At 40.0% G+C, this 13092-nt stretch carries 12 protein-coding genes; 10 read left to right on the forward strand and 2 right to left on the reverse strand.

What is annotated here, in order from left to right:
- The first annotated feature begins 53 nt into the window (after positions 1-53).
- The 9 genes from trpC (at position 54) to NXV01_RS20080 (ending at position 9525) form a co-directional block, all read left to right on the forward strand.
- Complete coding sequence (gene trpC / locus NXV01_RS20040; protein ID WP_259023128.1) at positions 54-836, forward strand: indole-3-glycerol phosphate synthase TrpC; 783 nt, start codon at positions 54-56, stop codon at positions 834-836.
- Between the two features lie 26 nt (positions 837-862).
- Complete coding sequence (locus NXV01_RS20045) at positions 863-1486, forward strand: phosphoribosylanthranilate isomerase (protein ID WP_148367650.1); 624 nt, start codon at positions 863-865, stop codon at positions 1484-1486.
- 18 nt (positions 1487-1504) lie between these two features.
- The gene (gene trpA, locus NXV01_RS20050) at positions 1505-2275 is read left to right on the forward strand and encodes a tryptophan synthase subunit alpha (RefSeq protein WP_195649966.1); all 771 of its coding nucleotides are present in this window, start codon (positions 1505-1507) and stop codon (positions 2273-2275) included.
- A gap of 250 nt (positions 2276-2525) precedes the next feature.
- Positions 2526-3566, forward strand: coding sequence for an asparaginase (locus NXV01_RS20055; protein ID WP_004300111.1), 1041 nt, complete (start codon positions 2526-2528; stop codon positions 3564-3566).
- 241 nt (positions 3567-3807) lie between these two features.
- Positions 3808-6192: an LruC domain-containing protein gene (locus NXV01_RS20060; RefSeq protein ID WP_259023129.1), complete on the forward strand. Its 2385-nt coding sequence runs from the start codon at positions 3808-3810 to the stop codon at positions 6190-6192.
- A gap of 234 nt (positions 6193-6426) precedes the next feature.
- Complete coding sequence (locus NXV01_RS20065; RefSeq protein ID WP_004300114.1) at positions 6427-6792, forward strand: PleD family two-component system response regulator; 366 nt, start codon at positions 6427-6429, stop codon at positions 6790-6792.
- 17 nt (positions 6793-6809) lie between these two features.
- Positions 6810-7967 (forward strand): sugar transferase, encoded by a 1158-nt coding sequence (locus NXV01_RS20070; RefSeq protein WP_217722515.1) that lies wholly within the window; start codon positions 6810-6812, stop codon positions 7965-7967.
- Positions 7968-7978: 11 nt separating this feature from the next.
- Positions 7979-8926, forward strand: coding sequence for a glycosyltransferase family 2 protein (locus tag NXV01_RS20075; protein ID WP_217722513.1), 948 nt, complete (start codon positions 7979-7981; stop codon positions 8924-8926).
- Positions 8878-9525 (forward strand): DapH/DapD/GlmU-related protein, encoded by a 648-nt coding sequence (locus tag NXV01_RS20080; protein ID WP_259023130.1) that lies wholly within the window; start codon positions 8878-8880, stop codon positions 9523-9525. Before NXV01_RS20075 ends, NXV01_RS20080 begins: the two co-directional genes overlap by 49 nt.
- 749 nt (positions 9526-10274) lie before the next feature.
- Here NXV01_RS20080 and NXV01_RS20085 read toward each other — a convergent pair.
- Together NXV01_RS20085 and NXV01_RS20090 are read right to left on the reverse strand one after the other, a co-directional pair.
- On the reverse strand, positions 10275-10886 hold the full coding sequence (locus tag NXV01_RS20085; protein WP_074559659.1) for a LuxR C-terminal-related transcriptional regulator: 612 nt from the start codon (positions 10884-10886) through the stop codon (positions 10275-10277).
- Positions 10876-11580, reverse strand: coding sequence for a hemerythrin domain-containing protein (locus NXV01_RS20090; RefSeq protein ID WP_008651739.1), 705 nt, complete (start codon positions 11578-11580; stop codon positions 10876-10878). The genes NXV01_RS20085 and NXV01_RS20090 overlap by 11 nt, the downstream gene beginning before the upstream one ends.
- Before the next feature lie 208 nt (positions 11581-11788).
- On the opposite strand from NXV01_RS20090, the gene NXV01_RS20095 reads away from it, so the two are divergent.
- Positions 11789-12964 (forward strand): phosphoribosylaminoimidazolecarboxamide formyltransferase, encoded by a 1176-nt coding sequence (locus tag NXV01_RS20095; RefSeq protein WP_148367645.1) that lies wholly within the window; start codon positions 11789-11791, stop codon positions 12962-12964.
- Positions 12965-13092 lie beyond the last annotated feature (128 nt).

Below are 13092 nucleotides of genomic sequence, written 5' to 3' on the forward strand. Positions count from 1 at the left end.
AAATCCGTGTACCCCGTGCCTAAATCATCATAAATATAAAAACCTACGAACTGATGAAAGATATATTATCAGAGATTATAGCAAACAAACGATTTGAAGTTGACCTGCAAAAGCAGGCTATCTCCATCGAGCAATTACAGGAAGGTATCAGCGAAGCTCCGACCTCTCGTTCTATGAAGCAGGCATTATCCTCTTCTGCATCGGGTATTATCGCTGAATTCAAGCGCCGGTCTCCGTCCAAAGGATGGATAAAGAAAGAAGCATGCCCGGAAGAGATTGTCCCCTCCTATGCAGCAGCAGGAGCCTCCGCCCTTTCCATCCTTACCGACGAGAAGTTTTTCGGAGGAAGCCTGAAGGATATCCGCACTGCACGCCCTTTGGTAGAGATCCCCATTCTTAGGAAGGACTTCATCATTGACGAATACCAGCTTTATCAAGCCAAAATTGTCGGTGCCGATGCCGTACTTCTTATCGCAGCCGCATTAGAACCGGAGAAATGTAATGAACTTGCAGAAAAAGCTCATGAACTAGGTCTGGAAGTTCTCCTGGAGATTCACAGCTCCGAGGAATTAATATACATCAACAAGAAAATAGATATGGTAGGAATCAACAACCGTAATCTAGGTACTTTCTTCACTGATGTAGAAAACTCTTTCCACTTGGCCGGACAACTCCCCCAAGATGCTGTATTGGTATCCGAGAGCGGCATCTCCGATCCGGAAATAGTAAAACGACTTCGGGCAGCCGGATTCCGAGGATTCCTGATCGGTGAAACATTTATGAAAACACAGCAACCGGGAGAAACTTTACAGAATTTCCTGCAAGCAATCCAATAAACTAATTATTCAAAACGGACAGCCCTATGATTAACGGAAAAATTATCAAAGTATGCGGTATGCGTGAAGCTGAAAACATACAGGACGTAGAGTCTATCGAAGGCATAGATATGCTGGGATTCATCTTCTATCCTAAATCTCCCCGATATGTCTACGAGCTTCCGGCTTACTTGCCCATTCACGCTCAGCGTGTCGGAGTTTTCGTCAACGAAGACAAGCAAACAATCAGCATGTATGCTGATCGTTTCGGACTGAATTATGTGCAGCTCCACGGAAATGAATCGCCGGAATACTGCCGGTCCTTACATTCCACTGGATTGAAAATCATCAAGACCTTTTCAGTAGACCGTCCCAAAGATTTGAGAAAGGTATATGACTACGAAAAAGTCTGTGATCTTTTTCTGTTCGATACCAAATGCGAACAATATGGTGGTTCGGGAAATCAATTCGACTGGAGTATTCTGGATATGTACAATGGACATATACCTTTTCTATTGAGTGGAGGTATTAACTCGTACAGTGCCAATGCCCTGAAAGACTTCAAGCATCCCCGGCTTGCCGGATACGATCTCAACAGCCGTTTTGAATTGAAACCGGGAGAAAAGGATCCGGAGCGTATCCGGACATTTTTAAATGAATTAAAATCATAATCTAAAAATTTCAACGTCATGAATAGAATTAATCAACTTTTCAATAGCAACAAGAAAGACATACTTTCTATTTATTTTTGTGCCGGTACTCCTACTTTAGATGGTACTGCCGATGTAATCCGCACGCTCGAAAAGCACGGAGTGAGCATGATTGAAGTCGGCATTCCTTTCAGTGACCCGATGGCAGATGGCATTGTTATTCAGAATGCCGCTACTCAGGCATTGCGCAACGGTATGTCTCTAAAACTTCTTTTTGAACAATTACGGGATATTCGCAAAGACGTAAAAATCCCACTTGTACTCATGGGATATCTAAACCCAATCATGCAATTCGGATTTGAGAATTTCTGCCGTAAATGTGTGGAATGTGGTATCGACGGCGTCATTATCCCTGACCTCCCTTTCCGTGATTATCAAGAACATTATCGTATCATTGCCGAACGCTATAACATCAGAGTGATTATGCTCATCACACCGGAAACCAGCGAAGAACGGGTACGCGAGATAGATACACATACCAGCGGATTTATTTATATGGTTTCATCAGCAGCAACCACCGGAGCGCAACAGGATTTCAACGAACAAAAACGGGCTTACTTCAAAAAGATAGAAGATATGCACCTGAACAATCCGTTGATGGTAGGGTTTGGCATCTCCAATAAAGCGACTTTCCAAGCAGCTTGTGAGCATGCTTCCGGAGCTATCATCGGAAGCAAGTTCGTCACTCTGCTTGAAGAAGAAAAAGACCCGGAAAAAGCTATTCTGAAATTAAAAGAAGCATTGAAGTAAGTACAACAGACAGCAATCCGGCAATCAGTAATTAAGTAGAATGATTTGGTACGGTTATTCTGCTTAATTACTTTGATTATTTACCTATAACGATATAGAAGCCATTTTCTTATAATCCATCTGATTATTCCGCATAATTATTCAGATTTATAACATTTCATCATAAACTACATACAAATTCATCATTTACTGCTCATAATTCGTAATTAATCTATATCTTTGTCAGTGTTTTAACAGTAATTCAACAATTATGAGAGCAGAAACCCCTTCCGTTTTGTTAATTTACACGGGTGGAACTATCGGAATGATAGAGAATCCGGAAACAGGCGCTTTAGAAAACTTCAACTTCGATCATTTGCTTAAACATGTGCCCGAGCTAAAAAGATTCAACTATCGCATCTCTTCCTACCAGTTCGATCCCCCTCTCGACTCTTCGGACATGGAACCTGCTTACTGGGCAAAACTGGTAAAGATCATCAATTACAATTATGATTATTTCGATGGTTTCGTCATCCTTCATGGAACAGACACAATGGCTTACACTGCCTCTGCACTAAGTTTCATGCTCGAAAATCTAAGTAAACCTGTCATCCTCACAGGTTCCCAGCTCCCGATCGGGACTTTGCGCACAGACGGAAAGGAAAACCTCATCACAGCCATCGAAATTGCTGCAGCTAAAAACCCGGATGGTACAGCCATCGTTCCTGAAGTTTGTATTTTCTTTGAGAATCATTTAATGCGCGGTAACCGTACCACCAAAATCAATGCGGAGAATTTCAACGCTTTCCGCTCTTTCAATTATCCGCCATTGGCACGGGTAGGTATCCACATTAAATATGAACCTAATCTCATTCGGAAACCAGACCCGACAAAACCGTTAAAACCACATTATCTGTTCGACACCAATGTGGTTATTCTAACACTTTTTCCAGGCATTCAAGAGAGTATCGTGACTTCTCTGCTTCATGTTCCGGGATTGAAAGCGGTTGTCATGAAAACCTTCGGTTCGGGAAATGCTCCGCAAAAAGAATGGTTCATCCGCCAACTAAAGGAAGCTACCGATCGTGGAATTATCATTGTCAACATTACACAATGTGCCTCCGGAGCAGTAGAAATGGGACGTTACGAAACAGGAATGCATCTTCTGGAAGCAGGTGTAATCAGTGGATATGACAGTACTCCCGAATGTGCCATAACAAAGCTCATGTTTTTATTGGGACATGGATTACCCAACAAGGATATCCGATATAAAATGAACTCCTGCTTAATAGGAGAGATCACCAAGTCTTAAGTTAAATCCATCTATTATAACCCCTTGATTTTCATTTTAAACAGTTGTATAAAAGTGAAAATCAAGGGCATTCTTTTCATCATCATCAAGGCCGAATCAAACCTAAAAGAGCCAAAGAAGAACCAAAACGGAAGTATCGTTGTTTTCACTCTATAAAATAACAGAAAAAACATTTCCAATAAAAGATATGCAGTTATTTTTGTAATGGATTTGGTTACAAACAATCAAGCAATAATACATTATGATGAAGAAAACAATTCAATTTGTACCTATCATTGCAATAGCAATGGCAGGTACTATGTCTAGTTGTGTTGACTCTGGAAAGGATCTCTATGATCCGTCTTACGAAACACCTAACCCGATGGGAGATGGCTTTGCTGCTCCCGATGATATCGATTGGAGCATGATAACCACTAAAAATGTCTCGGTCGAAGTGAAAGATGAAGAAGGAGGGTTATTTGCTTATTTAGTTGAAATATATGCAGATGATCCCTTAACTAACGAAAATGCCTCCGTACTAGCTACAAGAACAGCTAATAAAGAAAACAACTTTAAAGTTACAGCCGCTATCAGTCTGCTGCCAACTCAAAAGGGTATTTATGTGAAGCAAACCGACCCTAGAGGACGTGAACAGGTATATCAGTTCGATGTGCCGGAAAACAGCGATAACATGATCTGTAAACTCTATTATGCAGGATCCACTGCACAAAATAGGGCGTTGATGAGTCGTGCCGCTGCTACAAGAGGCTTTTCATTTGAAAAGCCTGATTACTATTCCATACCTGCTAATGCAAAAGAAGTGACTGAAATGTCAGGAACCACTTTGCAGCGTGATGCTTCTTACAAAATCACCTCCGACTATACCGGCACATTCAAGTTTGACGGTTATAATGGTGAGATTGCAACCAAAGTTTATGTAGATGCCAAATGGACGATTCCCGCAACATTCCAATTCCAAAACGGAATTGAAATCATTGTGATGAATAATGCTAAAATTGAAGCATCAGGAACCATGACGTTCATTAGAAACTCCATGTTGACCATTATGGAAAAGGGAGAAGTAAATGCAGAGGATATATCATTCACTAATGGAGCACCTGCCGCATTAAGAAACTGGGGCACACTGACTGTAGTAAACACGATGACGCTACATTCCGGTGCAACACTCTACAACAAAGGAACCATAGCCAGCAAGAATATCTCAATCAATTCCAATACGAAAATTGTGAATGACAATAAAATCAGTTTGGAAGGTGAATTAAATCTGCCGTCTAATTTCTCATTGGAAAATAACGGAGAGATTTATGGAGAGAAATTAATTGCAAATTCCGACGCTGTTGCTACTAACAACAACATCATGAAGTTTACAACCATCAGTCTTACCAATACGACTGTCAATAACGCTTGTAGCATGGAAGCAACTACCTCTTTCTATGCCAACGGAGCGACGTTTAACTTTACTCAAGGATATTTGAAAGCTCCTAAAATGGAGTTTGTTAATGGAACAGTAAATTTAAGTGATGGTTCTATGCTGGATGCTACGACAAGTATCAGCATACCTCCCGGTTATGCCAAGTTTTATGGAAAAGGCGAAAATACTTCTATGATAAAATCACCGGTTATCACCGGACAAGGTTTCACGTATGATGGAAATTTGGTTATTGAATGTGATAACCACGTTAAAAAGGAACAATGGTGGGAGAACTTCCATGTATTGAATGGCGCATACTTTACCAAAATGGGAGAATCCAAAGTTGCGATAGAAGTCTGTACAGGTACCAAGAATAATGGTAATGAAGGAGGAGATCCTGAAGATCCTAAGTTCCCGATCATCATGGATGATAATCGTAATTATGCTTATCTGTTTGAAGACCAATGGCCTTTATATGGGGATTACGATATGAACGACCTTGTTCTGATTGTCAAGGAAAGAAAGATCTCTATCAACAAGAGCAATAAAGCAGAAGAGTTCACGTTAAGTCTTGATTTATCGGCTGCCGGAGCTACCAAGAGTATTGGAGCTGCTATCATGCTGGACGGTGTTCCTGCCAGCACCATTACGCAGCCGGTGGAATTCAGTGACAACTCTCTTTTTAAAGGTTTCAATGTGAATAGTAATCTGATTGAGAACGGACAGGACTATGCGGTTATTCCATTATTTGACGATGCTCACAAAGCTTTGGGAAGAGACCGTTACGAACAGATTAACACGATTGCAGACCACTCTGCTAATACGAGTCCTAAAAATATCAGCTTCACTATAAAGTTCAACAACCCTATCTCTGTGGATGAACTTAATATCAACAAACTGAATGTTTTCATCTTCGTAGAAGGAAACAGGAACCAGCGTAAGGAGATTCATATTGTCGGCTATCAGCCAACTAAGTTGGCAAATACCGATTTGTTCGGAGGAAACAACGACGATAGCTCTACTTCCCGCAAGAGATATTATATCAGCAAAGATAACCTGGCATGGGGAATCATGGTTCCGACAGACTTCAAATGGCCGTTGGAATATGTGAATATCAAATCTGCTTACTCGTTATTCGAAAGTTGGGTAACCAGTGGCGGTACTAAGAATGAAGAATGGTGGAAAACTTTTGATTCATCAAGAGTATATAAATAAAGCCTAACAATTAATCTTTAACACGGATTTCATAAAACAGGAATCCGTGTTTTTTCATTAAGATGCTGTAAGTTGCAATTAATAGAAAAAAAAGATATATCACGAATTTTACTCTCCAGATTGGGGATTATTCTAAAATAATATCTATATTTGCAGTGTATCACAAATATTATGTGACAACAATCTTAATCTACAAATCAAATAACAAAGCAAGCGATAGAAAGGTCTATTCGTATGAAGAAAAAAATATTACTAGTCGACGATAAATCGACAATCGGAAAAGTGGCCGGTGTGTATCTAGGAAAAGAGTATGATTTTACCTATTTGGAAGATCCCATCAAAGCAATAGAATGGCTTAATGAAGGCAATGTACCTGACCTCATTATTTCAGACATTCGTATGCCTCTCATGATGGGGGATGAATTCTTAAGATACATGAAGAACAATGAATTATTCAAGTCAATTCCTATCGTTATGTTATCCAGTGAGGAAAGTACAACGGAAAGAATCAGACTATTGGAAGAGGGAGCAGAAGACTATATCCTGAAACCATTCAACCCTTTGGAACTCAAAATCCGAATCAAAAAGATTATTGACTAATACCGGGTCTTCTACACATGCAATATTTTGTTTATATAGGCAGAGATAGCAAAACAATAGAACTACTCTCCCGACTAAGTATTGGGGTATTCTATGCTGCGCCCAACTGTAGCAAAGCTGTCAAAGTATTGGAGAAAATACGCGAAAAATACGACGCCGCTCTATTTTTCGAGCAAGTGAACATATCCAAAGATATTGCAGATATCCAATACATGCGTAAAAAGTATCCGGGGCTTTATATGGTACTCGTTATCGACTCCTTATCTAAGGAAGAAGCATCTGAATACCTTAAAGCCGGTATCAACAATACGATAAAATATGAAACAAGCCAGGAGGCTGTAAAAAATTTATCAACTTTCCTTAAACGAAGAAAAGATCAGAAAATAAAGGCACTCCAACTGAAAGCACAAAATATAAATGCTTTCCGACTGCCTTTATGGAAAAGAACTTTTGATATATTCTTTTCAGGAATGGCGATATTATGTCTTTCTCCTCTCTTAATCTTTACTGCACTAGCTATCCGGATAGAAAGCAAGGGTCCCATTATCTACAAATCCAAACGAGTAGGGAGCAATTATCAGATATTCGACTTCCTTAAATTCCGTTCGATGTATACCGATGCCGACAAGCATTTAAAAGATTTCAATGCCCTTAACCAATACCAGCAGGAAGATGAGGATATTTGGGGAGAAGAACCGGAAGCGGAAGTGAATGAAGAAATCAATGAAGAAGAAATCCTCTTGATATCCGACGATTTCGTAATCTCCGAAGAAGACTACATTAATAAGAAGTCCAAGGAAAAAAGCAATGCTTTCGTCAAACTGGAAAATGACCCTCGAATAACTAAGATTGGACGTATTATACGTAAATATAGTATTGACGAATTACCCCAGCTTATTAATATCTTAAAAGGGGATATGTCAATAGTAGGCAACCGCCCTCTCCCACTCTATGAAGCCGAGTTACTGACAAGCGATGAACACATCGACCGTTTTATGGGTCCGGCCGGATTGACCGGTTTATGGCAGGTAGAGAAAAGAGGCGAAGCCGGTAAACTTTCTGCTGAAGAACGCAAGCAATTGGATATCACCTATGCAAAGACATTCTCTTTCTGGTTGGATATAAAGATTATTCTGAAAACAGTTACTGCATTCATTCAAAAAGAGAATGTATAATCTCCTTCCAGATGATAGACTCTTATATCTACATAATAGATGATCTGGTATTCTTCTGTACAGGACTTTTGCTCCTATACCTCTTTGTGATGGCCATAGCCTCACATTGCAAACATATCATCTACCCGAAAGCTCAAAAAGAATATGGTTGCGCCATTCTCGTTCCGGAGGGAAGTATTCTTCCGGACATGTATAAAGAAGAGGCGTACGAGTTTATCACATACAGCAATCTGCATCAGACAATCAACAGTTTAGATCAGGAACGATACGCCCTGGTTCTCTTCCTGTCCAATACAGCATGCGCTTTATCTCCGCAATTCCTGAATAAGATATATAATGCCTATGATGCCGGTGTACAAGCCATCCAACTACATACGGTAGTAGAAAACCGCAAAGGCATCCGTAATCGCTTCCGAGCCATACGTGAGGAAATAAAAAACAGCCTCTGCAGAGCCGGCAATACACAATTCGGACTGTCATCCAATTTATTGGGGACTAATATGGCAATCGACCTAAAATGGCTGCAAAAGAACATGAAAAGTTCTAAGACTAATATTGAACGAAAATTATTCCGACAGAATATATACATTGACTACTTGCCGGATGTGATCGTTTATTGCCAGTCTGCGCCCGTCTGTCCTTACCGGAAACGTATTCGAAAAACAACTTCCTACTTACTCCCTTCCATATTTGAAGGAAACTGGAGTTTCTGCAACCGGATCGTACAACAATTAACGCCTTCTCCGCTTACATTATGTATCTTCGTAAGTATCTGGGCTTCGTTGATTACCGTATATAATTGGACCTTATCATTCGGATGGTGGATTGCACTTTTCGGTCTATTAATCACTTATAGCCTGGCAATTCCTGATTATCTGGTAGAGGACAAAAAGAAGAAAAAACATTCAATATGGAGAAGAAAACACTTAAACAGCGAATTAAAGAAAACCCCGGCTTAAAACAAGCTGCACATCGTTTTATCATGCATCCCGTTAAAACTCGCCCTAATTGGTGGATACGGCTCTTCGATTTCATATACCTGAAACGCGGAAAGGGCTCTGTCATCTATCGGAGTGTACGCAAAGACCTCCCTCCTTTCAACCGGTTCTCTTTGGGTAGATATTCTGTTGTCGAAGACTTCTCCTGTCTGAATAATGCAGTTGGCAACTTAACAATCGGAGATTACACACGCATCGGATTGAGAAACACAATCATAGGTCCGGTTAATATTGGCAATCATGTCAACCTGGCACAGAATGTAACGGTCACAGGGCTCAACCATAATTATCAGGATGCAGAAAAGATGATTGACGAACAAGGCGTCAGCACACTGCCCGTTATCATTGAAGATGATGTATGGGTAGGCGCCAATTCGGTCATTCTGCCGGGAGTAACTTTAGGGAAACATTGTGTAGTGGCTGCCGGAAGTGTAGTCAGTCATTCCGTCCCACCCTATTCAATATGTGCCGGATGCCCTGCAAGAATCATAAAAACATACGATTTCGAGACTAAAGAGTGGAAAAAAGTAGAGAAAACACCTGCTACTAACCATAAATAGTGAGAATAGCTACAGAATATACCTCATAAAGGTGATTGTGACACATTCTGAAACGCATTATCTTTGCAGTATCAGAATTGAATTAATTAGTCATAATTTTATTACGTAGCCACATTTAAGTAAAAAATGAAATAGAGTCCCGCCGAAGCGATTTCGTCGGGATTTTGTTTTTTATTACCCTCCTAACCTGCAAGATCAAGCAACCATATTCATCGATAAGTTTTCGTCCACAAAATAGTGACGCTATCCGGCAAGGATAGTGACGGGATATGTATGGGATAGTAACGGTATCATTGTCATATACCGTCACTATTTTTTTACGCTCACAGGGATTCTTAAACCCACTATATAATCTAGACTAATAATAATGCTCTCTGTTTAACCCATAACAATACGACCGACTTAAATCCCATATAATAAAAAAACGAGCTAATTCTTTTTATAGAACCACTCGCCACTGCATCAGAAAAGCCTAAAGGCTTTTCTATAGTACCTCAAATTTCCTGAAAACCAATTTTCTTTTTACCTAAAAACGTCTTACCTATTGTTATCCTTTTACCTTCTATTAAAAACTTATCCTATTGAACTAAACTAAAAAACTTTTAATACCTTAAAACTATCTAATCTAATACCTTATTTAATATTTTCTTTTACCTTATAAACTAACAGCAATTTCTCAACTGCTTTGCAAAGGTACGAATATTTTTCGTGTGCGCAAACGGTTTTATATTTTATAACACTTCCGCAGGCTATAAATCTTTCACATCGCTCAACGCAACCAGCTTATTTACAATAGCATAGATAGTCAAACCGGCAGCACTATGTATTTGCAATTTTTTGCTAATATTTCTCCGATGTGTAATCACCGTATGAATCGACAAAAATAGCTTTTCCGCTATTTCCTTATTTGTCATTCCCTTCACCACACAGATGACGATCTCCTTTTCCCGCTGGCTAAGCGTGTCCTGATTATCCATCTCTTCTTCTTCGGAAACCACATTCAGTAAACCTGCAATTTTCTTAGAAAGAGTTTCCAAATCATCGAATATTGAAATAGACTCATCATACTTACCCAATAATGAAGCATCTACAAAAGAAGTAACCAAGGCTATTAAACGTATTCTTTTACCGGATATTTCATCTCGAAACTTAGCTACATCAAAGTAATCACCAAAAGTAGGATTGACAATCAACATCTCCGGACATTGCGTCCGGACGCAATCGTGCAAAGCTTCAACAGACAACAATTCTATTGGTTGCACTTTTACGTTAGAAAGACGCTTCAATGCAGCAGTCAATCCACCACGAATAATTACAGAAGTCTCTGCAATAGCTATTCGAACGACTTCGTTATTTTTCATTTTCCCTAATCCTCCTTTCCAAATTCAGAATAGCAGGAACAAAAATATAGTCCTCAACCTTGCAATGAGATTCCAGTCCGGCTTCGCAAGCATATATGTCGAAAAGAGCCGCATTCAGAAGATTCTCATTTGCTTTGGCAGGGCAATATTTAATAATGATATTTTTCAGTTCTGTCAATTTCTCCCCTACCTGATCGTGATGCTTGGAAAATGTACTGATCTGATAGTTTTTGGGAGCAACTCCTTTAATCAATGAATCGACATACTTAAATACGGTTTTCTCTTCATAGTCCATGTGCTTACGCACCTCTCGTGTATATTCATCGAAAAACTTAAGGATGAGAAAAGCAACATCGTCTTGCGAACAGTCGATTGCCTCGATCAGTTTACGACGAATAGCAGGAAGAGAAAAATCCAGAAAATAAATATGTGCCTGCCGCAGATAATCAATCAATGCAGGTATGGAAATATCATCTTTATCTCCATCGAGCCGGGAAAAGCCTTCAGCCATAAAGTTGACTACAATCAGAAAGGTCCGGCAGTCTACTCCATTCAGTTCACAAACCTCCTTGACTGTCTTGTCACCGAACCCCAACGAAAGCCCAAAACGACTCATCACTTGCAACAAAGAATAATTATCGCTGATGAGATCGATCATCTTATCAGTTGGCTTATATTTTTGTAAATTATCCATCATACCTATTTATATTAGAGACTGCAAAGGAACGGAATATTTTGCTGAAATGCAATCATCATTTATAGGTATTTTAATTCGCCGGAAATAGCCAAATACTAATTATATGCTACTATTTTGTGGCGCAACTTTAGGCAAGCTAGTCTTTTTTTAGTAATTTTGTCGCTATCAATTTGTAATTAGTAACTCGTAATTTGTAATTAATAAAATGGCAAACGAACTCGAACTGAAATACGGCTGCAACCCTAATCAAAAGCCTGCCCGTATCTTCATGAAAGAAGGCGAACTCCCCATCGAAGTATTGAATGGACGTCCCGGTTATATCAATCTATTGGATGCATTCAACAGTTGGCAACTAGTGAAAGAACTGAAAGAAGCTACCGGACTGCCGGCTGCCGCTTCTTTTAAACATGTCAGCCCTGCAGGTGCTGCTGTTGCGGTAGAAATGAGTGACACGCTGAAGAAGATTTATTTTGTCGATGACATGAAACTATCTCCATTGGCTACAGCATACGCCCGTGCACGTGGAGCAGACCGTATGTCGTCTTACGGAGACTTTATCGCATTGTCCGACACTTGCGACGAAGAAACAGCACGCATCATCAACCGTGAAGTATCCGACGGCGTCATTGCTCCTGACTATACTCCCGAAGCACTGGAGATTCTAAAGAATAAAAGAAAAGGAACCTATAATGTAATAAAGATAGATCCCGCATATCGCCCGGCTCCTATCGAACATAAAGATGTATTCGGAGTAACTTTCGAACAAGGAAGAAACGAATTGAAGATCGATGAAAGTCTTTTGAAAGAGATGCCTACGCAGAACAAGAAAATCCCGGCTGATGCAAAACGCGACTTAATCATTGCCTTAATCACTTTAAAATATACACAATCCAATTCTGTATGTTATGCCAAAGACGGACAGGCAATCGGTATTGGCGCAGGCCAACAGTCACGTATCCACTGTACGCGCTTGGCAGGAAATAAAGCAGATATCTGGTATTTACGCCAACACCCGAAAGTGATGAACTTGCCATGGATTGAGAAAATCCGTCGTGCAGACCGTGACAATACAATTGACGTTTACATCTCGGAAGATTATGACGACGTACTGGCAGACGGCATCTGGCAACAGTTCTTCACCGAAAAGCCGGAAATACTGACACGCGAAGAAAAACGGGCATGGTTGGATACGATGACAGGCGTAGCTTTAGGATCGGATGCATTCTTCCCATTCGGAGATAATATAGAACGCGCACACAAGAGTGGCGTCAGCTATATTGCACAACCGGGCGGATCAGTACGTGACGATCATGTGATTGGAACTTGCGACAAATACAATATGGCAATGGCATTTACAGGCATCCGCTTGTTCCACCATTAAAAAGATCGACCATTTTTTATTCCATATATCCCCATTTATAATGAGAAGGAGACAAATCTTCCATTATAAATGGGGATTTCCTATTTCTTTAAGACCCTCTATCTTTGCAGCGTTACATTTAAAAACGA

Source organism: Bacteroides sp. BFG-606 (assembly GCF_024788145.1).
GTDB classification, from domain to species: Bacteria; Bacteroidota; Bacteroidia; order Bacteroidales; family Bacteroidaceae; genus Bacteroides; species Bacteroides vicugnae.

Bases quoted from the DNA above. Each gene is read 5' to 3' on its own strand.
- trpC (WP_259023128.1), top strand. From the start codon at position 54: ATGAAAGATATATTATCAGAGATTATAGCAAACAAACGATTTGAAGTT.
- NXV01_RS20045 (WP_148367650.1), top strand. From the start codon at position 863: ATGATTAACGGAAAAATTATCAAAGTATGCGGTATGCGTGAAGCTGAA.
- trpA (WP_195649966.1), top strand. From the start codon at position 1,505: ATGAATAGAATTAATCAACTTTTCAATAGCAACAAGAAAGACATACTT.
- NXV01_RS20055 (WP_004300111.1), top strand. From the start codon at position 2,526: ATGAGAGCAGAAACCCCTTCCGTTTTGTTAATTTACACGGGTGGAACT.
- NXV01_RS20060 (WP_259023129.1), top strand. From the start codon at position 3,808: ATGATGAAGAAAACAATTCAATTTGTACCTATCATTGCAATAGCAATG.
- NXV01_RS20065 (WP_004300114.1), top strand. From the start codon at position 6,427: ATGAAGAAAAAAATATTACTAGTCGACGATAAATCGACAATCGGAAAA.
- NXV01_RS20070 (WP_217722515.1), top strand. From the start codon at position 6,810: ATGCAATATTTTGTTTATATAGGCAGAGATAGCAAAACAATAGAACTA.
- NXV01_RS20075 (WP_217722513.1), top strand. From the start codon at position 7,979: ATGATAGACTCTTATATCTACATAATAGATGATCTGGTATTCTTCTGT.
- NXV01_RS20080 (WP_259023130.1), top strand. From the start codon at position 8,878: ATGGAGAAGAAAACACTTAAACAGCGAATTAAAGAAAACCCCGGCTTA.
- NXV01_RS20085 (WP_074559659.1), bottom strand. From the start codon at position 10,886: ATGAAAAATAACGAAGTCGTTCGAATAGCTATTGCAGAGACTTCTGTA.
- NXV01_RS20090 (WP_008651739.1), bottom strand. From the start codon at position 11,580: ATGGATAATTTACAAAAATATAAGCCAACTGATAAGATGATCGATCTC.
- NXV01_RS20095 (WP_148367645.1), top strand. From the start codon at position 11,789: ATGGCAAACGAACTCGAACTGAAATACGGCTGCAACCCTAATCAAAAG.